The following is a 21,571-nucleotide window of genomic DNA, read 5'->3' as shown; positions in this document are numbered from 1 at the left end:
CGAGCCGTCACTAGCTCGGCGCGAGCGGACGACGAACAGGGCTGAGCGCAGGGGATGGCCCGGTGGCCGCCGCTTCCACGGAAACGTGTGCGGCGACCGCGCCGAGCGGAGGCGCCAAGGCCGCGCGACACCCCAGCCCGATTCCCCCGTGGAGCGCCGTCCTCGAGATGCGATGACCCACGGGAACGGGCGACGCGAAGGGTGAATGCTTGATTCTCCGGGTTGTGCAGCCCCGAGCGGGGTGCCGTCCTCCGGTTGTTCTGTTTCCCCCACGGCGCCTACCAAAACCTATAGATGTGCCCCTTCGGTACTGCCCGCGGGAAGATCACCCGCACACGAGGTTCCTTTCCGCTTGGAGTCGGCCGGGCCGATCCGCACTTGACTGCGACCCGGAGTGCCTCGCGAGAACGACCGTCGAGCGCTTCTCACGCTCCAAGCCGTCAGCGAAAGGGAAAATTTTGGACGCCTCCGGAACTCCATACCGGGTGATCGATCGACGCACCATGCTCGTGGGAGCGGCGTGGGCGGTGCCGGCCGTTTCGCTCACTGTCGCCACCCCCGCCTTCGCGACGTCGAATGAGCCCCTGACGCTGTCCAGTGCGACGGGTCGGGTTCCTGCGGCCGGCGCGAGCACTCTGACCGCCACGGTGAGGGACACCAGTGGTGCGCCAGCGGCCGGTCGGGCGGTATCTTTCGCGGGGCCTGCGAACTCGTCGTTCTCTCCCGCGTCGGCCACCACCGACGGAGCGGGAACGGCCCAGACCGCTTTCGACCTCCGCAACACCTGGGCGACACCCGGGTCGTCCGTGACCGTGTCGGCGTTGTCGGATACGCAGAATGCCTCGCTCGCTCTCACTGTGCTCGGTGCCAACGCGGTCGCCTTCGGGATGAATTACACATCGACCCCGGCCCAGGCTCCCTTGGTCTTCCCGTCACCCATCGTCGCCATGGCAGCCGGCGACGAAGCCCCGGGTAGGACGCCCGCGGTGGCGTTCTCCGTGGCACTCCTCGCGGATGGCACGGTGTGGACGACGGGCACGAACGTCTACGGCGAGCTAGGCGACGGATCGCCGACCAGCCGCTCGACCTGGGCGATGGTCCCCGGACTCGCCCAGGTGACGCAGATCGCCGTCGGCTATGGGTTCGTCCTCGCGCTCCGCGGTGACGGCACGGTCGTCGCCTGGGGCCTCAATCACCGAGGCCAACTCGGAGACGGAACAACCGCCGATCAGCCCTTGCCCCGCATCGTGGGCGGCGTGCCGTCGACGGTCGTTTCGATCGCAGCGAGCGTCGGTAGCGGCTTCGCCGTGCTGAGCGATGGCGATGTGATGGCGTGGGGGAGCAACGTCAAGGGCGAGCTCGGCATCGGAACGATCTCGAGCACCCCATCGACTCCGGTTCGCGTGCTCGGTCTCTCCGCGCCGGTCCGACGCTTCTCCGTCGGATGGCGGACCCCGTACGCCATCCTGACAGACGGCACCCTCTGGGCGTGGGGAGAGAACCAATACGGCCAGGTCGGCGACGGAACCAGCACCGACCGAAGTCTCCCGACTCGTGTCGTCGGCTTGGCGGCCAACGTCGTTCAGGCCGCAGGTGGGGTCAGCGACGGGTACGCGCTCCTCACGGACGGAACGGTGAAGCATTGGACCACGTGGAGCGGGGGGAGCGGCAGGCCCACCCAGGTGGCGGGTCTCGCGTCGGGGGTGAGCAGCATCCATGCGACCGCCAACGACCTCTACGCCGTCTTCCACGACGGGAGTGTCAAAGCGTGGGGTGAGAACCGAAGCGGTGAACGAGGAGACGGGACGACCGGGTGGGATCCGCAGGCCACGCAGGTTCTCCTTCCCGCGGGAAAGGCTGCCCTCCCTTCTCAAATGAACTCCCCCTCGGGCTCCGCCGCGTATGTCGTTCTGCCGCAATCGAATGAGCCTCTGACTCTCTCCAGCGCGACGGGTCAGGTTCCCGCGGCCGGGGCGAGCACTCTTACCGCCACGGTGAGCGACGCCAGCGGTGCGGCGGCCGCCGGCCGTACGGTGTCTTTCGCGGGTCCGGCGAACTCGTCGTTCTCTCCTGCATCAGCTACCACCGACGCAGCGGGGGTGGCCCCGACGTCTTTCGACCTCGGCGCCCCCTGGGCAACACCCGGGTCGACCGTCGTGGTGTCGGCGGTATCGGACGCGAAGAACGCCCCGCTGGCTCTCACGGTGCTCGGTGCCAATGCGGTCGCCTTCGGCAAGCACTTCACCTCGACCCCGACGCAGGTTCCCCTGGTGTTCCCGTCTCCCATCGTCGCCATGGCATCCGGCGACGATCCCTCGGGCACCAACAACGAGTTCTTCACCGTCGCGCTTCTTCGGGATGGCACGGTGTGGACGACGGGCGCTAACGGATACGGCCAGCTCGGAGATGGTTCGACGACAGCACGCTCTACCTGGGCCATGGTTCCGGGCGTGGACCGGATCGCTCAGATCGCCGTTCATTACGGCGTCGTCCTCGCACGGCGTTCGGATGGAGCCGTGTTCGGATGGGGACTGAACGATCAAGGGCAGCTGGGTGATGGCAGCACCACGAACAGCCCCATCCCGGTCGCCGTAGCGGGACTCTCCTCGAACGTCACCTCGATCGCCACGTGCGGCTCTGCGAACTACGCGCTTCTCAGCACGGGCGACATCATGGCGTGGGGAGGCAACGCGAACGGGCAGCTCGGTATCGGCAGCACCACCTCCAGCGCCACGCCCGTCAAGGTCCAAGGGCTGTCGTCGCCCGCCCGTGGCCTCTCAACAGGCTTGACGACGGTCTACGCAGTCCTCTCGGACGGCTCGCTCTGGGCCTGGGGATGGAATGGTTACGGTCAGGTCGGTGACGGCACCAGCAGCGACAGGAGTCTTCCGACTCCCGTCACCGGCCTGACGTCCGACGTGGTTCAGGCCTCCGGGGGTGTGAGCAACGGCTACGCCCTGCTGAAGGATGGCTCTGTTCGGCAGTGGAGCCTGTGGAACGGTGGAAACGGAACACCCGTCGGGGTTCCCGGGCTGACATCGGGGGTGAGCAGGATCCACACGATTTCGGACACGGTTTTCGCTGTCTTCTCCGACGGCAGCGTCCAGGCGTGGGGTGGGAACGAGAACGGGGCGAGGGGCGATGGAAGCACAGTGTGGAGTTCGCTGCCCACGCAGGTGCTTCTCCCGGCGGGGAGGACCGCGGTGACCTCGCAACTGAGTTCTCCGTCCTCCTCGACGATGTACATCGTGACAGCATCCTGAGGAGCTCGAACGCTCTCGCCGCTCGAGCACCGGTCACGATCCCGTCAACCTCTGGCGTCGATCCCGGATGCCACTCCATCATGTCGGGATGAGCACGAGCAGCCGCTGGTCCATGCCCGCCGCCGACGCCCTGCGCGTCGACCCGGGGTTCCGCCTCGCCGACATCGACACGCGGTCGACACCCGGCTACGACGGCGACAAGGACGACGGCAAGGCCGACCTCGAGGCCGGTCGTGAGCCGCTGGAGGGTCTGCAGGAGCGGCTCTTCGCCCAGAGCGTGGCGGGGACGGCGACCGGATCGGTGCTGTTGGTGCTGCAGGCGATGGACACCGCGGGCAAGGGCGGCATCGTGCGACACGTCGTCGGTGCGGTCGACCCGCAGGGCGTCGAACTCGCGTCGTTCAAGAAGCCGACGAGCGAGGAGCTCACGCACGACTTCCTGTGGCGCATCGAGAAGCGCCTGCCGGATGCCGGCCGTCTCGGCGTCTTCGACCGCTCGCACTACGAGGACGTGCTGATCGGGCGCGTGCGCTCCCTCGCGCCGGCCGAGGAGATCGAGCGCCGGTACGGGGCGATCGTGGCGTTCGAGGCGCAGGCCGCCGAGATGGGCATCCGGGTGGTCAAGGTCATGCTGCACATCTCGAAGGACGAGCAGCGGGAGCGTCTTGCGGAGCGGCTCGATCGTCCCGATAAGCATTGGAAGTACAACCCGGGCGACGTCGACGAGCGCGAGCTCTGGGACGACTACATGGACGCCTACCAGATCGCGATCGAGCGCACCTCGACGCCGGTCGCGCCGTGGCACGTCGTCCCCGCCGACCGCAAGTGGTACGCGCGTCTGGCCGTGCAGCAGCTGCTCATCGACGCCCTGACGGACATCGACCCGCAGTGGCCGGCGGCCGATTACGACGTCGAGGAGGAGAAGCGCCGACTCGCGGCATCCTGATCCGACTCCGACAGGATGCCGGCCCGCGGAACCCGACTGAGAGCCGGCCGCTACGCGAGGGCCTCGACGATGGGGCGGAACTTCACGCGCGTCTCCAGCAGCTCCGACTCCGGGACGCTGTCGGCCACGATGCCCGCGCCCGCGTAGGCGGTGATCGGCGCGGTCGGGGATGACGGGGCCGCGCGGTCGATCTGCGCGCAGCGCAGCGCGATCGCCCACTCGCCGTCGCCCGACGCCCCGGTCCAGCCGACGGCTCCGGCGTACCGGCCGCGGTCGAACGGCTCGAGCCGACGGATGACCTCCATGGCCGCGGCCGTCGGCGTCCCCGCCACGGCCGCGGTCGGGTGCAGCACCGACAGCAGGTCGAGCGACGAGGCGTCTTCGCTCAGCACGCCCTCGACGTCGGTGGCGAGGTGCCACACATTCGGAAGCTTGAGCGTGAAGGGCTGCGACTCGGCCGCGAGCGACGAGGTGTGGGGCCCGAGGGCCTTCAGCACGCTCTGCACGGCGAAGCGGTGCTCGTCTTGATCCTTGGTGCTCTCGGTGAGGGCGATGGATGCCGCGACGTCGGCGTCGGCGTCCCCGCCGCGCGCGACGGTGCCGGCGAGCACGCGCGCGGTCACGGTGCCGTTCGACACGGTGACGAGCGTCTCCGGACTCGCGCCGATGAGGCCGTCGACGGCGAACACCCAGCAGTCGGGGTAGCCCTCGAGCAGGGACCGCACCAGGCGGCGCAGGTCGGATCCCGCGGGCACCGTGCCCACGATGTCGCGAGCGAGCACCACCTTGGCCACCTCGCGAGCGCCGATGGCCTCGATGGCCCGGCGGACGGCATCCTGGTACTTCTCGGCCGTCTGCTGCCCGGGGCCCAGGGTCGCCGACCAGTGCGGGCCGAAGGGGGAGCGCGGCGGCAGCTCGGGTTCGGGCTCGTCGGGGGTGTCGTCGAAGGCCAATCGCGTGACCCACGCGCGGCCGCTGTGGCGTCCGACGATCATGCCGGGCACGCGCAGCACGTTCTCCCGCTCGGAGCGGGGGTCGAAGACGAACGACCCGAAGGCGACGAGGCCCGTTCCCGGCAGCTGCACGGGGTCGTCGACCTCGGCGGCCGCCGCGATCGCCCGCCACCGCTCGGAGATGGTCGCGTCCCCCGGCTGCTCGCCGGCGTACCGCAGCGTCAGAAGGTCGCCGAAGGCGGCGAGCGACTCGCCGCGGCGGCTCCAGAACAGCGGATCGTACGGCGTCGTGTACGCCAGTACGTCGTCCATGGGGGCCAGCTCTCGTGTCACCACGCGCAGGCGCGGCACGACGTCATCCGCGGGTTCGAGCACGTCTTTCAGCGTAGACCCGCCCTCGGCGAGCGAGACGCGCCCGGCATCCGTGGCCGACTTAGACTCCGGAACATGGATAACCGTCCCGCTCCCGGCACCCGCCTGCTCTTCGAATGGCGCAAGTGGGACGGCTCGCCGCACTGGGTGCAGGACAGCGTCTACCTCGGCTCGGACGAGTGGGGCGAGTGGTTCGGCCAGCAGGTGGGCTGGCGCAGCGCCCGCCCCGGCGCGGAATTCGTGTGCCGTCAGCCGAACGTCACGCTCGTGCCGGCCAGCGGCGACTGGGCCTTCACGCACAACGCGGATCCCCACCCGGTCGCCGTCTACATCGACCTCGCGTGGGACGTGCGCTGGCACGACGACGGCGTGCCCCGCGGCATCGACATGGACCTCGACGTGGTCCGCCGCACCGACGAGCGCGGCACGTGGATCGACGACCGCGACGAGTGGGACGAGCACCGCGTGCGCTACGGCTATCCGCTCGACATCGTGGAGCACCTGGATGCCACGGCCACCGACCTCGAGCGTCGCGTGCGCGAACGCGAGGCGCCGTTCTCCGACGACGTCACCGGCCCCTGGTTGGCGCGCCTGGCGGCGCTGGCAACCCCCGGCGACGACGGCTCGGCACCCGCCTAGAATCGACGGGTGAGCAGCGACCCCAACCGCGCCGACCTCGGCAAAGACCCGCAGCGCGTCAGCGGAATGTTCGATCAGGTCGCGGCCGCCTACGACCGCACCAACTCCGTGCTGAGCCTGGGCAACGATCGCCTCTGGCGAACCGCGACCCTGCGCGCGGTGGCACCGCAGCGGGGCGAGCGCATCCTCGACCTCGCCGCCGGTACCGGCACCTCGTCGATGGCCTTCGTGCCCAGCGGCGCCCACGTCGTCGCCGCCGACTTCTCGAAGGGGATGATCGCCGAGGGCCGCCGTCGCCACGGCGACGTGCCCAACCTCGAGTTCGTGCAGGCCGACGCGACCGACCTGCCCTTCGCCGACGGCGAATTCGACGCGGTCACGATGTCGTTCGGTCTGCGCAACGTCAACGACCCCCGCCGGGCCCTGCGGGAGCTGCGCCGCGTCACCCGCCCCGGCGGACGCATCGTCGTGTGCGAGTTCTCGCACCCGCCGTCCCGTGCCTTCAACGGTCTGTACCGCTTCTACAACGACCGGGTCCTCCCGGTCGTGGCGAAGGCCGTGAGCAGCAACGCCGAGGCGTACGACTACCTCAACGAGTCGATCCGCGACTGGCCCGACCAGCCGACGCTGGCCCGCTGGATGCGGGATTCGGGATGGGATGACGTGGCGTACCGCAACCTGTCGTTCGGCATCGTGGCGCTGCACCGTGGCATCCGCCCGACCGCCTAGGTCCCTGTCAACCGTCGAGATACCCGCGGCGGCCCCGGGCCACGCCAGGATAGGCTGAAATCGTGACCCCGAGACCGTCTGCGGCCAGCACCCGCCTGTCGGGAAAGCTGGGCCTGAGCGACCGCATCTTCGCCGGCCTGCGTTCTCGCACCCTCCTCTCCACCGTCGAGGCGGGTCTCGCGCGCGTCGAGGACGAGCTCGAGGGCGAGGTGCGCAGCGCCGACAAGCTCGCCGACGTGACCGCCCGCTACCTCTACGAGGCCGGCGGCAAGCGCGTGCGCCCGATGCTCGCGATCCTCACGGCGCAGCTCGGACAGGGCACGACGAAAGAGGTCGTCGAGGTCGCCACCGCGCTCGAGCTGACCCATCTCGGCTCGCTGTACCACGACGACGTCATGGACGGCGCCGACAAGCGCCGCGGCGTGCCCAGCGCGCAGACGGTGTGGGGCAACAACATCGCCATCCTCACTGGCGACCTGCTGTTCGCCCGCGCAAGCCAGCTCATGGCGCGGCGTGGGGAGCGCGCGATTCAGCTGCAGGCCGACACGTTCGAGCGCCTTGTGCTGGGGCAGATGCACGAGACCGTGGGCCCGGCGGAGGGCGACGAGCCCGTCGACTTCTACCTGCGGGTGCTCGCCGACAAGACGGGGTCGCTCATCGCGGCCGCCGCCCAGTCGGGCGTCATCTACTCGGGTGCCCCCGAGGAGTTCGAGCAGCCGATGGTCGTCTTCGGCGAGAAGGCGGGCGTCGCCTTCCAACTGCTCGACGATGTCATCGACCTCTCGCCCGACCCGTCCGAGACGGGCAAGGTGCCCGGCACCGACCTGCGCGCAGGCGTGCCGACGATGCCGTATCTGCTGCTCGGCCACCGATCGGATGCCGCCTCCGCCGACCTGCGCGCGCGCATCGACGAGGGGCAGGAGCGCATCGCCGCCGGCGCCGACCCGTCGATCCTCGACGGAGCCCTCGCCGAACTGCGTGATCACGAGACCACGCACGAGACCCTGGCTCTCGCGCACCGCTGGTCGCAGGAGGCCATCGACGCTCTCGCGCCGCTGCCCGACGGCGCCGTGCGCGAGGCGCTGACGCGCTTCGCCCGCGCGGTGGCCGACCGCTCGGCCTGAATCTTTTCCACCACCCCCCCCGATCGCGATCGAGAGGAACCCATGACGAAGCTGCGCCTCGCCATCGTCGGAGCCGGCCCCGCCGGCATCTACGCCGCCGACATCCTGCTGAAAGCCGAGCGTCAGTTCGACGTCTCCATCGACCTGTTCGAGCAGCTTCCCGCGCCCTACGGCCTGGTCCGCTACGGCGTGGCGCCCGACCACCCGCGCATCAAGGGCGTCATCACGGCGCTGCGCGAGGTGCTCGACCGCGGCGACATCCGTATCTTCGGCAACGTCCGCTTCGGCGAGGACATCACCCTCGACGACCTCAAAAAGCACTACAACGCCGTCATCTTCTCGACCGGCGCGATCCGCGACGCCGACCTCGACATCCCGGGCATCGACGCGGAGGGTTCCTACGGCGCCGCCGACTTCGTCAGCTGGTTCGACGGGCACCCCGACGTGCCGCGCACCTGGCCGCTGGAGGCCGAGTCGGTCGCAGTCATCGGCAACGGCAACGTGGCCCTCGACATCACGCGCATGCTCGCGAAGCACGCCGACGACCTGCTGCCCACCGAGGTGCCCGACAACGTCTATCAGGGGCTCAAGGCCTCGCCCGTCACCGACGTGCACGTCTTCGGCCGCCGCGGCCCCGCGCAGGTGAAGTTCACCCCGCTCGAGCTGCGTGAACTGGGCGAGCTGCGCGACGTCGACATGGTCGTCTACGACGAGGACTTCGACTACGACGAGGCCTCGAAGGCCGCGATCGAGACGAACAAGCAGGTCAAGGTCATCGACCGCGTGCTGCAGCAGTGGCGCACCCGCCCGGGCGTCAACAACGCCGGAGGGGAGGCGTCGCGCCGCCTCCACCTGCACTTCTGGGCGAAGCCCCTCGAGGTCGTGAAGGACGCCGACGGCCGCGTCGCGGCGCTCCGCTACGAGCGGACGAAGCCCGACGCCGAGGGCGGCGTCGTCGGCACCGGCGAGATCCGCGAGGTGCCGATCCAGGCGCTGTACCGTGCGGTCGGCTACTTCGGCTCGCCCCTGAAAGACATCCCCTTCGACGAGCGTCACGGCGTCATCCCCAACCACGAGGGCCAGGTGCTCTCGGCCGAGTCGAACTCGCGGATGCCGGGACTGTACGCCACCGGGTGGATCAAGCGCGGCCCGGTCGGCCTCATCGGACACACGAAGTCGGATGCCATGGAGACCGTGCGCCACGTCATCAACGACCAGGGCGAGTGGTGGAACCCCGAGCACCCCGAGGAGGAGGCCATCCCGGCCCTGCTCGCGGAGCGCGGCGTGCGCTGGACCGACCTCGAGGGCTGGCACCGCCTCGACGAGCACGAGATGGCCCTCGGTGCCCCGCACGAGCGCGCGCGCATCAAGGTCGTACCGCGCGACGAGATGATCGCGATCTCGCGAGGCGAGTAAGCCGTCCTTGAACCGCCCCGTCTCCGGACGGGGCGGTTCGTCGTTCGCGCGAGTACCACCCCGTCCGCGGCGGGGGCAAGCCTCGCGACCGGAACCGACCCGGCCAGGCAGGATGAACCCCACGACGAGGGGGCCGTCAGGTCTCCGCACCGAGGCGAGGGGGCCGGATGCGAAACCTGAGACGAATCGTGGCCGGAGCCTCGGCGCTGGCCCTCGCGGGCACGCTCGGCGCCTGCTCAGCGGGTGACGGGGTACCCACCCTCACCTGGTACATCAACCCCGACGACGGCGGTCAGGCCGAGATCGCGGCATCCTGTACCGAAGCCGCCGACGGGGCGTACCGCATCGAGACCTCGCTGCTGCCCCGCGACGCGGCGTCGCAGCGCGAGCAGCTCGCTCGACGCCTGGCCGCCAGTGACCGCTCGCTCGACATCATGAGCCTCGACCCGCCGTTCATCCCCGAGCTCGCCGAACCCGGCTTCCTCGCGCCCGTGCCCGACGACCTGCAGAGCACCGACGGCATCGTCGAGGGCGCGGTGCAGTCGGCCAGTTGGAACGGCGAACTCGTCACGGTACCGTTCTGGGCCAATACGCAGCTGCTCTGGTACCGCAAGTCGGTCGCCGAGGCCGCGGGGCTCGACATGACGCAGCCGGTGACCTGGGACCAGATCATCCAGGCCGCCGAGGACCAGGGCAAGCAGCTGGGTGTGCAGGGCGCGCTCGCCGAGTCGCTCACGGTGTGGATCAACGCGCTCGTGGCATCCGGGGGCGGGCGAATCCTGGAAGACCCCGAGGCGAAGCCCGACGACATGCAGCTGGGTCTGGAATCGGATGCCGGCAAGAAGGCCGCCGACATCATCGGGCGAATCGGCTCGTCGGGGCTCGGCGGTCCGGGCCTGCCGACCGCCGATGAGAACGCCAGCATGAATCTCTTCCAGGGCGACAACGGCTCGTTCATGGTCAACTGGCCCTTCGTCTACCCGGCGATGCAGGGCGCCGCGCCCGAGGTCGTCGACGACCTCGGCTGGGCCGTCTACCCCCGGGTGGACGCCGAGACCCCGGCCGCTCCTCCCGTCGGGGGCATCAACCTCGGTGTCGGCGCGTACAGCGAGAACGTCGACCTCGCGTGGCAGGCCGTGGCGTGCATCGTCAGCCCGGAGAATCAGGCGCAGTACTTCGTCACCAACGGCAACCCGCCCTCCAACCTCGCGGCGTACGACGACGCCGAGGTGAAGGAGAAGTTCCCGATGGCGTCCACGATCGCGGAGTCGCTGCAACTGGGCGCCCCCCGGCCGCAGACGCCGTATTACAACGAGATCTCCATCGGACTGCAGCGCACGTGGCATCCGCCCACCGCGGTGAACCCCGATACGACGCCGGAGACCTCGACCGACTTCATCCTCGCGGTGCTCAGAGGGGAGCGACTGCTATGACTGCCGAGATCGCCGCCACCGGGAAGGTCCGGGCGGAGCAGAAGAGTCCGGATGCCGCGACGAAGCCGAAAGCGCGAAAGTCCGATCGCGCGCGTGCCGAGGCGCGCCTCGGGTGGATGCTCGCCGGCCCGGCCTTCGGGATCATGCTGCTGGTCACCCTGTACCCGATCGTGCAGGCGCTGTGGGACTCTCTGTTCAGCCTTCGCCTCACCGCGCCGGACGACCGCGAGTTCATCTGGTTCCGCAACTACCAGGTGATCCTCGGAGACCCGGCCTTCTGGCAGTCCATGGGCGTGACGCTGTTCATCACCGTCGTCACCGTGCTGCTCGAGCTCATCATCGGTTTCGGGTTCGCGCTGGTGATGCACCGGGCGATCAAGAAGCTCCGCGGCTTCGCCCGCACCGCGATCCTCGTGCCGTACGGCATCATCACCGTCGTCTCGGCCTTCGCGTTCTTCTACGCCTTCGACATCAACTCCGGCGGCTACGTCAACGGGTGGTTGTCGTGGATCCCCGGGTTCGACGAGAACCTCAACTGGTTCGCCTCGCAGAGCACGTCGCTCACCGTCATCATCCTCAGCGAGGTGTGGAAGACCACGCCGTTCATCTCACTTCTTCTGCTGTCGGGCCTCGCCCAGGTTCCCGGAGATCTCGAGGAGGCGGCGAAGGTCGACGGGGCGACGTCGTGGGAGGTGCTGCGCCGCGTCATCCTGCCGAACATGAAGGCCGCGATCATGGTCGCGGTGCTGTTCCGCACGCTCGAGGCGTTCCGCATCTTCGACAACATCTTCATCATGACCGCCGGCGCCAATGACACCGAGGCGCTGTCGCTGCTGGCCTACAACACCTCGATCGGACGCCTCGAGATCGGGCTCGGCTCCGCCATCTCGGTCCTGCTGTTCCTCAGCGTGCTGGTCATCGCCGGCATCTTCATCAAGGGCTTCAAAGTGGACCTGTCGGCGGGGAGGAACTCCTGATGCGCGCAATGACCTGGCCCCAGCGGATCATGTGGCTCGTGATCATCGCCGCCGTGCTCGTGTGGTCGCTGTTCCCGGTGTTCTCGATCCTCATGACGTCGTTCAAGACGCAGGCGGGACTGTTCTCGGGCACGCTGCTACCCACCGAGTGGACGCTCGACAACTACGCCACGATCCTCGCCCCCGGCGGCAGCGCGCAGGACCTCTTTCTTCCCGCGCTGCGCAACTCGATCGGCATCTCGCTCATCGCGACCTTCATCGCCGTGGTGCTCGCGACCCTCTGCGCGTACGCGATCGCTCGCCTGGACTTCCCGGGCAAGCGGATCATCCTCACCACGGCGCTCGCGGTCTCGGTCTTCCCGATCGTGTCGATCGTGACGCCCCTGTTCAACCTGTGGCGCGTCGTGGGGCTCTACGACACCTGGCTCGGCCTGATCATCCCCTACCTGTCGCTGACGCTTCCGATCTCGATCTGGACGCTCGCGGCGTTCTTCCGCCAGATCCCGTGGGAGCTCGAGCAAGCAGCCCAGGTCGACGGCGCGACCCCGTTCGAGGCGTTCCGGAAGACGGTCGTCCCGCTCGCGGCGCCCGGGGTCTTCACCACCGCGATCATCGCGTTCTTCATCGCGTGGAACGACTTCGTCTACGGCATCTCGCTGACCTCGACGGATGCCGCCCGCCCGGTGCCCGCGGCCCTGTCGTTCTTCACCGGTGCGTCGCAGTTCGAGGAACCCACCGGCGCCATCTCGGCCGCCGCCATCGTGGTGACGATCCCCATCGTGATCGTCGTCGTCATCTTCCAGCGCCGGATCGTCTCGGGGCTGACGCAGGGCGCCGTCAAAGGATAGAAGGACCCGCAATGGCACCCGCAGCGCGCAAGAGAACCGCCTTCGACGGCGTCGAAGACTGAAGGGAAAAGCTCATGGCATCCATCACCCTGAACAGGATCGTCAAGACCTACGACGACGGTTTCACCGCGGTCAAGGGCGTCGACCTCGACATCGCCGACGGCGAGTTCGTGATCCTCGTCGGGCCGTCGGGCTGCGGCAAGTCCACGCTGCTGCGCATGATCGTGGGGCTCGAGGACATCTCCGACGGCGAGCTGAAGATCGCAGACGAGGTCGTCAACGACAAGGCGCCGAAAGACCGCAACCTCGCGATGGTCTTCCAGAACTACGCCCTGTACCCGCATCTCACCGTGTACGAGAACATCGCCTTCCCGATGCGGTTGAAGTCCAGCGACCTCGACGACAAGGAGATCGACGAGCGCGTGCGCCGTGCCTCGAAGTTGCTCGAGCTCGACGAGCACCTCGAACGCAAGCCGGCGAACCTCTCCGGCGGTCAGCGGCAGCGCGTCGCGATGGGGCGCGCGATCGTGCGCAATGCCAGCGCGTTCCTCTTCGACGAGCCGCTGTCGAACCTCGACGCGAAGCTGCGCGGTCAGATGCGCACCGAGATCGCGCGCCTGCAGCGCTCGCTCGGCATCACCACCGTCTACGTCACGCACGATCAGACCGAGGCCATGACCCTCGGCGACCGCGTCGCGGTGCTGCGCCGTGGCGAACTGCAGCAGGTCGCGAGCCCGCGGGGGCTGTACGACCAGCCGGTGAACCTCTTCGTCGCCGGGTTCATCGGCTCGCCTCCGATGAACTTCCTGAGCGGCACGGTCGACGGCGACATGTTGCGCCTGCCCATCGCCGACGTGCCTCTGGACGACCGCCTGCGCAAAGCGGTCGAGGGTCGCGACCTCGTGATCGTCGGCGTCCGCCCCGACGCCTTCGAAGACGCGGATGCCACCGAGCGCGACCTCACCGGAGGCATCACCGCCGAGCTCGACATCGAAATGACGGAGTGGCTCGGCGAAGTGCTCTACGCCTACGTGCCGTATGAGACCGACGCCACCGTGAAGGACAAGCTGTCGGAGCTCGACCGCGACCTCGACGGCGAGAGCCTGCGCACCGAGCTCGTGGTGGCCCTGGATGCCATGAGTTCGATCCGCGCCGGGGATGCGGCGCGCCTGTGGTTCTCGCCGGACTCCCTGCACCTGTTCGACCCCGAGACGGGCGTGAACCTCACGCGCGATGAGGCCAAGGCCGAGAAGCTCGAGGAAGACGCCCGGGCGGCACGCACGCGCGCGCTGGAGCGGGCGAAGGAGCGCGCGTCGCGCGAGGAGCCGTCGGCGGCGCGCTGATGCCCCCGCCGTAAGCTGTGGCGATGGGGGAGTGGCATCCGGACATCCTCGGCGAGGGCTTCGAGCAGCGCACGCTTCCGCTTCGCCCTGACGACGAGGGCGAGGTCGTCGCGACACTCGTGAGGGCTCGGCCGCACCCCGGCGCGCGCCTGTTCGGCGAGTGGCGCGACGTCGACGTGCTGTACGTGCACGGGTGGTCGGACTACTTCTTCCAGACCGACCTCGCCCGATTCTTCACCGATCGCGGCGCGCGGTTCCACGCCCTCGACCTGCGCAAGTACGGACGCAGCCTGCGCCCCGGACAGACGCCCGGCTACACCGTGGCGCTCGACGTCTACGACGCCGACATCGCCGCGGCCGTGGACGCCATGGGCACCGCGGACGAGGGGCGACGCCTCGTGCTGCTCGGGCACAGCACGGGCGGCCTCACGCTCACGCTGTGGGCGGCGCGGCATCCCGGTGTCGCGGACCTGCTCGTGCTGAACAGCCCGTGGCTCGAGCTGCAGCTCGGCCCGCTCGGACGACAGGCGCTCGCGCCGATCGTCAACGTCCGCGCCCGTCTCGATCCCCTCGGCACGCATCCGGCGGTCGACCTCGGGTTCTACACCCGCGCGCAGCGGGAGGTGGGGACCCTCCCCGACGCCCCCGAGGGGTGGCGGCCGGCGCGGGGCTTCCCGACCCACCCCGGCTGGCTCGCGGCGATCATCGCAGGGCACGCGCGGGTGGCATCCGGGATCGACGTCGGGTGCCCGGCCCTCGTGCTGCTGTCGAAGCGATCGACGTCGGCCCTCAGCTGGAGCGACGCGATGCTCTCGAGCGACTCGGTGCTCGTCGTGGACGACATCGCCCGCGCCGCGACCCGCATCTCGGCGACCGTCACCCTCGCGCGCATCGACGGGGCGCTGCACGACGTGTTCCTGTCGGCGCCCGAGGCGCGGGACGCCGCGTTCGCGGCGCTGCGAAGGGGGATGACGGGTCTAGCGTAGAACGCGATCGAAGGAGCACCATGATCCCCACCGACGCGTCCGCAACCGAGCGCTATCGCGCCGCCCGAGACGAACTCCTCGCCGCCCGCACCGACGCCGCGCGCGCGGCCGCCTTCGAGTGGCCCCGCTTCGAGGGGCCGTTCAACTGGGCGATCGACTGGTTCGACCCGATGGCGCGCGGCAACGACGCGACGGCGCTCATCGTCGTCGACGACGACGAGACGCATCACGAGCGCACCTTCGACGAGCTCGCCCGCCGCTCCGACCAGGTGGCGGCGTGGCTGTCGTCGCAGGGCGTCGCACGGGGAGACGCCGTGCTGCTCATGCTCGACAACCAGGTCGAGCTGTGGGAGGCGATGCTCGCCATCATGAAGATCGGCGGGGTCATCGCCCCCACCACCACGGCCCTCGGCCGCGTCGACCTGGGTGATCGCATCGCGCGCGCCGACATCCGCCACGTCGTGGTCGGGGCGGCCGACGCCGACAAGTTCGACGACCTGCCCGAGGGCCTCGGCCGCGTCGTCGTGGGCGGAACGCACCCGGGTTGGGTCTCGTACGACGACGCCTTCGCCCAGGATGCCGAGCCGGCACGGCATCCGGGAACCACCGCCGACGAGCGCCTGCTGCTGTACTTCACCTCGGGCACCACGTCGAAGCCGAAGCTCGTCGAGCACACGCACGCGTCGTACCCGGTCGGACACCTCAGCACGATGTACTGGCTCGGTCTGCAGCCCGGCGACGTGCACCTCGCGATCAGCTCGCCGGGGTGGGCCAAGCACGCGTGGAGCCTGTTCTTCGCGCCGTGGATCGCGGGAGCGACCGTGCTGGCGCTCAACTACTCGCGGTTCTCCGCCGAGCGCCTGCTGGCCGAGCTCGAGCGCGACCGCGTCTCCACGTTCTGCGCCCCGCCCACCGTCTGGCGCATGCTCATCCAAGCCGACCTCACCGGCCGCCGCGGGGCCCTGCGCGAGGTCGTGTCGGCGGGGGAGCCGCTCAACCCCGAGGTGATCGCCTCGGTGCAGAGCGCGTGGGGCCTCGACATCCGCGACGGCTACGGGCAGACCGAGATGACCGCCGTCGTGGCGAACACCCCCGGCGCCGACCTCGTTCCGGGGTCGATGGGGCGCCCCCTCCCGGGATGCCCGGTCGTGCTCGTCGACCCCGTGACCGGCGAGCGCGCCGACGAGGGCGAGATCTGCATCGACCTGTCCGACCGCCCCGTCAATCTCATGACGGGGTACGTGGGGGATGCCGACCGCAACGCCGAGGCGTTCGCCGACGGTCTCTTCCACACCGGCGACGTCGCCCGGCGCGACGAGACCGGCAGCATCACCTACATCGGGCGCACGGATGACGTCTTCAAGGCGTCGGACTATAAGATCAGCCCGTTCGAGCTCGAGAGCGTGCTCATCGAGCATCCCGCCGTGGTCGAGGCGGCGGTGGTCCCGGCGCCCGACGACCTGCGCCTGGCCGTCCCGAAGGCGTACATCGTGCTCGCCGGCGGACACGACGAGAGCGAGGAGATCGCCCTCGACATCCTGCGCTTCGCGCGCGAACGGCTCGCCCCGTTCCAGCGCGTGCGGCGGGTCGAGTTCTTCGATCTGCCCAAGACCATCTCGGGCAAGATCCGTCGCGTCGAACTGCGCCAGCGCGAGGAGGCCGTGTTCCGCGGCGAGATCACGTGCGTCGAATGGCGCGACGATTCGCTCCGCGGATGACGCGGACCGCAACCCCTCGCGCCGCGCGCGCCGGCATGTGAGCATCGGAACATGGACCACGAGAAGAAGCAGCCCTTCGAGAACCCCTCCGTCGACGACGAGAGCGACATGCCCTCGCTGCAGGAGGAACGCGCCGTGGGACGCGACACCGAGCGCGAGATCACCCAGATGATCAACGGCATCGAGGGCTGAGCTCCTCGGTGCCTCCCCGAGCGGCCTGGGCGGTCGCGATCAGCGTCGTCGCGGTCGCGGCCGTCATCGGTGTCGCCGCCGTGACGATCTCCGCGACGCGGGACGCACCGAAGGCAGCGCCCGCGGTATCTGCGGCACCCCGGCCCAGCGCCTCGGCGACCCGGACGCCCACCCCGACGCCGACACCGACACCCACTCCGACGCCCGCGGCGCGGCCCGGAACCGTGCTCGTCGAACGGAAGAGCGACGACAGCGTCCGCATGCTCGTGGCCGGGGACTCCCTCACAGCCGGGTTCTTTGCGACGACGAAGGATCGGGGTTTCATCCGTCTCGTCGCAGACGACATCGGATCGGTCGACATCACGGGCGCCGCGCAGGCGCAGCAGACGTTGTCCACGGTGGCCGCGGTGACGGACGTCCCGGCCGACGTGGGGGTCGCCGTGGTCGAACTCGGCACAAACGATGTCGGTGTGCCGACGCCGCTCGCCGACTTCGAACAGCAGTACGCGAACCTGCTCGACCGCATCCGCTCGACCTCGCCCGGCGCCGGGCTGGTCTGCCTCGGCACCTGGACCGCCGACGGTGCGGCCTACGACGAGGTCGTCGCCCGGACGTGCGCGGCGCGTGCGGGCGTGTACGTGTCGCTCGCCGGTTTGTTCGCGAACGCGGACTTCCACGGGCCCGCGGGGCGCGAGACCTTCGCCGGGGCCGGCGACGAGTTCCACCCGAACGACGCCGGGCACCGGGCGATCGCGGATGCCGTCCTCGCGGCGTTGACGTACTGAGGCGCGCTCGCCGCGGCGAGATGGGAAACTGCCGGAATGGATGACGCCCTCGACCCCGGCCCGTTCTTCCACGGCACGAAGGCAGTGCTTCGCGTGGGCGACCTCCTCACCCCCGGATTCCGGTCGAACTACCGCCCCGAGATCGTGATGAACCACGTCTACTTCACGGCGCTGCTCGACGGGGCCGGCATGGCGGCGGAGATCATTCCCGGAGACGGACCGCCCCGTGTCTACGAGGTCGAACCGCTCGGACCCTTCGAGAACGATCCGAACGTCACCGACAAGAAGTTCCCGGGCAATCCGACCCGGTCGTTCCGCACCGCGGCATCCCTCCGGATCGTCGCGGAACGCGACGACTGGACGCGTCTCGCGCCCGAGACTCTGGCGCTCTGGCGCGAGCGGTTGGCGAAGATGCGCGACGAGAACGCCGAGATCATCAACTGACGGACGGCTCGAACGGGCGGTGCGACCCCGCCGCAGGCCGGCTCAGACCGGCTCGGTCGTGCGGATGAGGCCGCAGTTGACGCACGACCAGGCGACGAGGAAGCGCTCGTCGTCGAGGATCTCGAAGCGCAGCGGGTCGCCGCACGTCGGGCAGGTCAGGGGGTCGAGCGGCCGCGTCATCGCGCGAACGTCACGTGCACCACGCCGCTGTCCGCGACCTCGGAGGTGACGGTGTAGCCGGTGTCGAGGCCGGGCAGGTGGTCCCAGAGGCGCCCCCCGCGACCGAGGACGACGGGGCGTACGGCGACGTGCAGGCGATCGACGAGACCGGCGGAGAGGGCCGCGCGCACGGTGGAGAGCCCGCCACCCACGCGGACGTCGGCGCCGGCAGCGAGGCTCTGGGCCCGCGTCACGGCATCCTCTATGCCCTCGGAGGAGAACTCGAACCGCGTGCCGTTGTCGAAGGCGATCGGCGCGCGCTCACGATGGGTCAGCACGATCACCGGGACGCGGAAGGGCGGCTCGTCGCCCCACCAGCCGCGCCACTCGGGGTCGTCGGGGAAGGAATGGAGGCCGAACATCGCGGCCCCCATGACCTCCGCGCCGATGCCGTCGAAGTACGCCGCCGCGTAGCGGTCGTCCATCCCCGTCGTCCCGGCGCCCGAGGTGTCGCCGAAGACGCGCGCGCGGAACGTGCGTGTCGCCATGTAGTCCTCGACGAGCCGGCCCCAGTCCGCACCCATGGGGTTCTCGGGCGTCGGATCGGCGGGCGCGGCCACGCCATCGAGGGAGATGTTCAGATCGACGCGGACGGCCATGGGCTGATCCTCCCGGAGGTGCGCTCAGCGGTAGTTCGTGAACTGCAGGTCGACGTCGAGGTCGGCGGCCTTGAGCAGGCGCTGCACTTCCTGCAGGTCGTCGCGCGACTTCGACTGCACGCGCAGCTCGTCGCCCTGGATCTGCGACTTCACGCCCTTGGGGCCCTCGTCGCGGATGATCTTGCCGATCTTCTTCGCGTTCTCCTGGGAGATGCCCTCCTTCAGCGTGGAGGTGATGCGATACTCCTTGCCGCTCTGCACGGGCTCGCCGCTCTCGAGGCTCTTGAGCGAGATGCCGCGCTTGATGAGCTTGGTCTGGAAGACGTCGAGGACGGCGTTCGCGCGCTCCTCGGAGTTCGCCTTGATGACGATCGATTCGCCGCTCCAGGCGATCGAGGCGTCGGTGCCCTTGAAGTCGTAGCGCTGCTCGACTTCTTTGTGCGCCTGGTTGAGGGCGTTGTCGGCCTCTTGCCGGTCGATCTTGGAGACGATGTCGAATGATGAGTCAGCCATGATCCAAAGGTACCGGGGGTCGCGGCCGGCGTCCCGGGGGTGGACGTCGTGTCCTGTTCGCGCACGAGGCCTCGACACCTCGCGCGGTCCTGCTTAGCGTCGAAGGATGGCCGTGCGCAGGAAGCCCATCGCTCCGACCGTTCTCGCCGCCGCGGTGCTCGCCACCGCGGGGTGCGCGCCCGAAGCCGCGCCTTCGACGCCACCACCCACGGCTCCGACCCCGCCGGCGACTGTTGAGACGTCCACGCCCTACGCGGTGCCCTCTGCCGCGCCGGACGAAATCGCCCGCGCCGTGTTCGAGGTCGTCGACGGGGTGAACACCACCGACACGGTGCTCTCGGATGCCTTCGACGCCGGAGACGCGTTGACGATCGAGGGGCAGTGCGAGGGCGGGGAGTGGATGACGTACGCGCTGCGCGATTCGACGCCGGACGGAGACGGCGCCGTGCTGACGAGCGGAACGTTCCGGTGCGACTCGTCGGCCCCGCAGGGCAACACCTACGGGGCTGGGCTGTCGGGCACCGTGCAGGTCGTGCTCACGGTGGACCAGGAGACGGAGCGCGCGTGGGTGACGGTGAAGAAGTGAGCCGCCGCCGCGCCACGACGCCCTCGCGCTCGTAGACTCGGATGCCATGCGTGCACTCACCGAAGACGAGGTCAGGGACGCGTTCGTCAACGCCACCCCCGACGAGCTGCGGATCATCGCCCTGCCCCACGATTTCCTCCTGGCGGACTGGGACCACCTCGACTTCCTGGCCTGGCGCGACCCGCGCACGCGCGGGCGCGGTTACGTGCTGACGGAGCACGACGGCGAGCCGACGGCGGTGGTGCTGCGGGCCGCCGAGGGGCAGTCCCGCGCACGGTCGGCGATGTGCAACCTGTGCCACACGATGCAGCCCGGCGACCAGGTGTCGCTGTTCACGGCGCGCAAGGCGGGGGAGGCGGGGGAGCACGGCGACACCGTCGGCACCTACATCTGCGCCGACCTGTCCTGTCACGAGACCGTGCGCCTCGCGGTGCCCCTCGCGCCCAGCGAGATCCGCGCGAGCGTCGACCGGAAGATCGACGGCACCAAGCGCCGCACCGAGGAGTTCGTCGCGCGCGTGCTCGACGCCGCCGAGGTCGCCCGATGACCGGACGCGTGGTCGTCATCGGCGACGCCCTCATCGACGAGCTGCGCGACGAGACGGGCGTGCGCGAGTTCGTCGGCGGTGCCGGGCTGAACGTGGCCGTGGGGCTGTCGCGGCTCGGGGTGCCGGCATCCCTCATCGCCATGGTCGGGGTCGACGAGGCGGGAGAGCAGATCCGCCGCTACCTCGAGGAGTACGACGTCGAGCTCCTGGCGAGCCCGTCGGCGCACGGGACCTCGCGCGCGGTCAGCACGCGCTCGCCGGGCGGCGAGCCCGAGTACGTCTTCAACGACGCCGCCCAGAACCGCCGCGTGGCGTACGGCGACGCCGAGCACGCCGCCATCGCCGCGGCCCCGATGGTCGTCGTCAGCTGCTTCCCGTTCGACGATCGCGAGCAGACTGATCTGCTCGTGGATGCCACGGCCTCCCCGTCGACGCCCCTCGCGATCGATCCGAATCCCCGCAGCGGCATGCTGCACGACCGCGCCGAGTTCGTCCGCGGCTTCGAGAAGGCGGCATCCGGAGCCCTGCTCGTGAAGGTCGGCGAAGACGACGCGCACCTGCTCTACGACGCGCCGCTCGAGCAGCTCCGAGAGAGGCTGGTCGACCTGGGCGTCGGTGCGGTGCTGGCCACCTACGGCGCCGGGGGAGCGGCGATCGACGCCGGCGGCACCTCGGTGTCGCGCGGGATCTCCGAGCTTCCGGGCCGCATCGTCGACACGATGGGCGGGGGCGACGCCGTGCTCGCCACGACCGCGGCGCTCGTTCGCGATCGCCTTCCCGCCACGGCCGAGGAGTGGGATGCCGTGCTCTCGCGCGCCATGGACGTCGCCGCGGCGACCTGCCGGCACGAGGGAGCGCTGCTGCGCACCCCCGAGTGAGGGCGCCGTGGTTTGAGGCACCCCCCTCGGGATAGTAGAGTGGTTTCTCGCGCCTCTGGTC

The 21,571-nt window shown here is 69.8% G+C and carries 22 protein-coding genes; 18 read left to right on the top strand and 4 right to left on the bottom strand.

Translation table 11 applies throughout. The features are described 5' to 3' along the window. Positions 1 to 485 precede the first annotated feature (485 nt). Positions 486 to 3,263: an RCC1 domain-containing protein gene (locus B0B15_RS14765; RefSeq protein WP_076677350.1), complete on the top strand. Its 2,778-nt coding sequence runs from the start codon at positions 486 to 488 to the stop codon at positions 3,261 to 3,263. 88 nt (positions 3,264 to 3,351) lie between these two features. Next, positions 3,352 to 4,209 carry a PPK2 family polyphosphate kinase gene (locus tag B0B15_RS14760; protein ID WP_076677348.1) on the top strand — a complete coding sequence of 286 codons (858 nt, stop codon included), beginning with the start codon at positions 3,352 to 3,354 and terminating at the stop codon, positions 4,207 to 4,209. A gap of 50 nt (positions 4,210 to 4,259) precedes the next feature. On the opposite strand, the gene B0B15_RS14755 is transcribed toward B0B15_RS14760, so the two are convergent. Next, entirely contained in the window at positions 4,260 to 5,474 is a 1,215-nt protein-coding gene (locus B0B15_RS14755; RefSeq protein ID WP_076677733.1) for an isochorismate synthase, read from the bottom strand. A 135-nt stretch (positions 5,475 to 5,609) separates the two neighbouring features. On the opposite strand from B0B15_RS14755, the gene B0B15_RS14750 reads away from it, so the two are divergent. From B0B15_RS14750 to arr, 13 genes are all read left to right on the top strand, one after another. Further along, a complete protein-coding gene (locus B0B15_RS14750; protein ID WP_076677346.1) occupies positions 5,610 to 6,173 on the top strand; it encodes a DUF402 domain-containing protein in 564 nt (187 codons plus the stop codon). A 9-nt stretch (positions 6,174 to 6,182) separates the two neighbouring features. Further along, positions 6,183 to 6,902 (top strand): demethylmenaquinone methyltransferase, encoded by a 720-nt coding sequence (locus B0B15_RS14745; RefSeq protein ID WP_076677344.1) that lies wholly within the window; start codon positions 6,183 to 6,185, stop codon positions 6,900 to 6,902. Between the two features lie 62 nt (positions 6,903 to 6,964). Continuing rightward, complete coding sequence (locus B0B15_RS14740; protein WP_076677342.1) at positions 6,965 to 8,026, top strand: polyprenyl synthetase family protein; 1,062 nt, start codon at positions 6,965 to 6,967, stop codon at positions 8,024 to 8,026. Between the two features lie 42 nt (positions 8,027 to 8,068). Next, positions 8,069 to 9,442, top strand: a complete 1,374-nt coding sequence (locus B0B15_RS14735) for an FAD-dependent oxidoreductase (protein WP_076677340.1) — start codon at positions 8,069 to 8,071, stop codon at positions 9,440 to 9,442. A gap of 167 nt (positions 9,443 to 9,609) precedes the next feature. After that, positions 9,610 to 10,875, top strand: coding sequence for an extracellular solute-binding protein (locus tag B0B15_RS14730; protein WP_076677338.1), 1,266 nt, complete (start codon positions 9,610 to 9,612; stop codon positions 10,873 to 10,875). Beyond that, positions 10,872 to 11,852, top strand: coding sequence for a carbohydrate ABC transporter permease (locus B0B15_RS14725; protein ID WP_256334302.1), 981 nt, complete (start codon positions 10,872 to 10,874; stop codon positions 11,850 to 11,852). The genes B0B15_RS14730 and B0B15_RS14725 overlap by 4 nt, the downstream gene beginning before the upstream one ends. Next, the gene (locus B0B15_RS14720) at positions 11,852 to 12,700 is read left to right on the top strand and encodes a carbohydrate ABC transporter permease (RefSeq protein ID WP_076677336.1); all 849 of its coding nucleotides are present in this window, start codon (positions 11,852 to 11,854) and stop codon (positions 12,698 to 12,700) included. Before B0B15_RS14725 ends, B0B15_RS14720 begins: the two co-directional genes overlap by 1 nt. Before the next feature lie 74 nt (positions 12,701 to 12,774). After that, on the top strand, positions 12,775 to 14,043 hold the full coding sequence (locus B0B15_RS14715) for an ABC transporter ATP-binding protein (protein ID WP_076677334.1): 1,269 nt from the start codon (positions 12,775 to 12,777) through the stop codon (positions 14,041 to 14,043). A gap of 23 nt (positions 14,044 to 14,066) precedes the next feature. After that, positions 14,067 to 15,029 (top strand): alpha/beta hydrolase, encoded by a 963-nt coding sequence (locus B0B15_RS14710; RefSeq protein WP_076677332.1) that lies wholly within the window; start codon positions 14,067 to 14,069, stop codon positions 15,027 to 15,029. 20 nt (positions 15,030 to 15,049) lie between these two features. Further along, complete coding sequence (locus B0B15_RS14705; protein ID WP_076677330.1) at positions 15,050 to 16,747, top strand: AMP-binding protein; 1,698 nt, start codon at positions 15,050 to 15,052, stop codon at positions 16,745 to 16,747. A 51-nt stretch (positions 16,748 to 16,798) separates the two neighbouring features. After that, a complete protein-coding gene (locus tag B0B15_RS16560; RefSeq protein ID WP_176776643.1) occupies positions 16,799 to 16,939 on the top strand; it encodes a hypothetical protein in 141 nt (46 codons plus the stop codon). Positions 16,940 to 16,947: 8 nt separating this feature from the next. After that, positions 16,948 to 17,724, top strand: coding sequence for an SGNH/GDSL hydrolase family protein (locus B0B15_RS14700; RefSeq protein ID WP_076677328.1), 777 nt, complete (start codon positions 16,948 to 16,950; stop codon positions 17,722 to 17,724). Between the two features lie 36 nt (positions 17,725 to 17,760). Then, positions 17,761 to 18,168, top strand: coding sequence for an NAD(+)--rifampin ADP-ribosyltransferase (arr, locus tag B0B15_RS14695; RefSeq protein WP_076677326.1), 408 nt, complete (start codon positions 17,761 to 17,763; stop codon positions 18,166 to 18,168). Between the two features lie 42 nt (positions 18,169 to 18,210). On the opposite strand, the gene B0B15_RS16555 is transcribed toward arr, so the two are convergent. The 3 genes from B0B15_RS16555 to B0B15_RS14685 are packed head-to-tail and all read right to left on the bottom strand — an operon-like array spanning position 18,211 to position 19,499. Beyond that, positions 18,211 to 18,348, bottom strand: coding sequence for a hypothetical protein (locus B0B15_RS16555; RefSeq protein ID WP_176776644.1), 138 nt, complete (start codon positions 18,346 to 18,348; stop codon positions 18,211 to 18,213). Next, on the bottom strand, positions 18,345 to 18,986 hold the full coding sequence (locus B0B15_RS14690; protein WP_076677324.1) for a dihydrofolate reductase family protein: 642 nt from the start codon (positions 18,984 to 18,986) through the stop codon (positions 18,345 to 18,347). The genes B0B15_RS16555 and B0B15_RS14690 overlap by 4 nt, the downstream gene beginning before the upstream one ends. 24 nt (positions 18,987 to 19,010) lie before the next feature. Continuing rightward, positions 19,011 to 19,499: a YajQ family cyclic di-GMP-binding protein gene (locus tag B0B15_RS14685; protein WP_076677322.1), complete on the bottom strand. Its 489-nt coding sequence runs from the start codon at positions 19,497 to 19,499 to the stop codon at positions 19,011 to 19,013. Between the two features lie 106 nt (positions 19,500 to 19,605). On the opposite strand from B0B15_RS14685, the gene B0B15_RS16550 reads away from it, so the two are divergent. From B0B15_RS16550 to B0B15_RS14670, 3 genes are read left to right on the top strand one after another with little or no spacing between them, the layout of a single operon-like run. Then, entirely contained in the window at positions 19,606 to 20,085 is a 480-nt protein-coding gene (locus tag B0B15_RS16550; RefSeq protein WP_176776645.1) for a hypothetical protein, read from the top strand. 46 nt (positions 20,086 to 20,131) lie between these two features. Further along, the gene (locus tag B0B15_RS14675; RefSeq protein WP_076677318.1) at positions 20,132 to 20,632 is read left to right on the top strand and encodes an FBP domain-containing protein; all 501 of its coding nucleotides are present in this window, start codon (positions 20,132 to 20,134) and stop codon (positions 20,630 to 20,632) included. Beyond that, the gene (locus tag B0B15_RS14670; protein WP_076677316.1) at positions 20,629 to 21,510 is read left to right on the top strand and encodes a PfkB family carbohydrate kinase; all 882 of its coding nucleotides are present in this window, start codon (positions 20,629 to 20,631) and stop codon (positions 21,508 to 21,510) included. Before B0B15_RS14675 ends, B0B15_RS14670 begins: the two co-directional genes overlap by 4 nt. Positions 21,511 to 21,571: the final 61 nt, after the last annotated feature.

Source organism: Microbacterium sp. RU1D, assembly GCF_900156435.1.
GTDB lineage: Bacteria > Actinomycetota > Actinomycetes > Actinomycetales > Microbacteriaceae > Microbacterium.
The sequence above is the reverse complement of the archived record's forward strand: the minus strand, read 5'-3'. Positions and strand labels throughout refer to the sequence as shown.

Excerpts from the sequence above, each read along its gene's own strand:
- B0B15_RS14760 (WP_076677348.1), top strand. The coding sequence starts at position 3,352 with ATGAGCACGAGCAGCCGCTGGTCCATGCCCGCCGCCGACGCCCTGCGC.
- B0B15_RS14755 (WP_076677733.1), bottom strand. The coding sequence starts at position 5,474 with ATGGACGACGTACTGGCGTACACGACGCCGTACGATCCGCTGTTCTGG.
- B0B15_RS14750 (WP_076677346.1), top strand. The coding sequence starts at position 5,610 with ATGGATAACCGTCCCGCTCCCGGCACCCGCCTGCTCTTCGAATGGCGC.
- B0B15_RS14735 (WP_076677340.1), top strand. The coding sequence starts at position 8,069 with ATGACGAAGCTGCGCCTCGCCATCGTCGGAGCCGGCCCCGCCGGCATC.
- B0B15_RS14730 (WP_076677338.1), top strand. The coding sequence starts at position 9,610 with ATGCGAAACCTGAGACGAATCGTGGCCGGAGCCTCGGCGCTGGCCCTC.
- B0B15_RS14725 (WP_256334302.1), top strand. The coding sequence starts at position 10,872 with ATGACTGCCGAGATCGCCGCCACCGGGAAGGTCCGGGCGGAGCAGAAG.
- B0B15_RS14720 (WP_076677336.1), top strand. The coding sequence starts at position 11,852 with ATGCGCGCAATGACCTGGCCCCAGCGGATCATGTGGCTCGTGATCATC.
- B0B15_RS14715 (WP_076677334.1), top strand. The coding sequence starts at position 12,775 with ATGGCATCCATCACCCTGAACAGGATCGTCAAGACCTACGACGACGGT.
- B0B15_RS14710 (WP_076677332.1), top strand. The coding sequence starts at position 14,067 with ATGGGGGAGTGGCATCCGGACATCCTCGGCGAGGGCTTCGAGCAGCGC.
- B0B15_RS14705 (WP_076677330.1), top strand. The coding sequence starts at position 15,050 with ATGATCCCCACCGACGCGTCCGCAACCGAGCGCTATCGCGCCGCCCGA.
- B0B15_RS16560 (WP_176776643.1), top strand. The coding sequence starts at position 16,799 with ATGGACCACGAGAAGAAGCAGCCCTTCGAGAACCCCTCCGTCGACGAC.
- arr (WP_076677326.1), top strand. The coding sequence starts at position 17,761 with ATGGATGACGCCCTCGACCCCGGCCCGTTCTTCCACGGCACGAAGGCA.
- B0B15_RS16555 (WP_176776644.1), bottom strand. The coding sequence starts at position 18,348 with ATGACGCGGCCGCTCGACCCCCTGACCTGCCCGACGTGCGGCGACCCG.
- B0B15_RS14690 (WP_076677324.1), bottom strand. The coding sequence starts at position 18,986 with ATGGCCGTCCGCGTCGATCTGAACATCTCCCTCGATGGCGTGGCCGCG.
- B0B15_RS14685 (WP_076677322.1), bottom strand. The coding sequence starts at position 19,499 with ATGGCTGACTCATCATTCGACATCGTCTCCAAGATCGACCGGCAAGAG.
- B0B15_RS16550 (WP_176776645.1), top strand. The coding sequence starts at position 19,606 with ATGGCCGTGCGCAGGAAGCCCATCGCTCCGACCGTTCTCGCCGCCGCG.
- B0B15_RS14675 (WP_076677318.1), top strand. The coding sequence starts at position 20,132 with ATGCGTGCACTCACCGAAGACGAGGTCAGGGACGCGTTCGTCAACGCC.
- B0B15_RS14670 (WP_076677316.1), top strand. The coding sequence starts at position 20,629 with ATGACCGGACGCGTGGTCGTCATCGGCGACGCCCTCATCGACGAGCTG.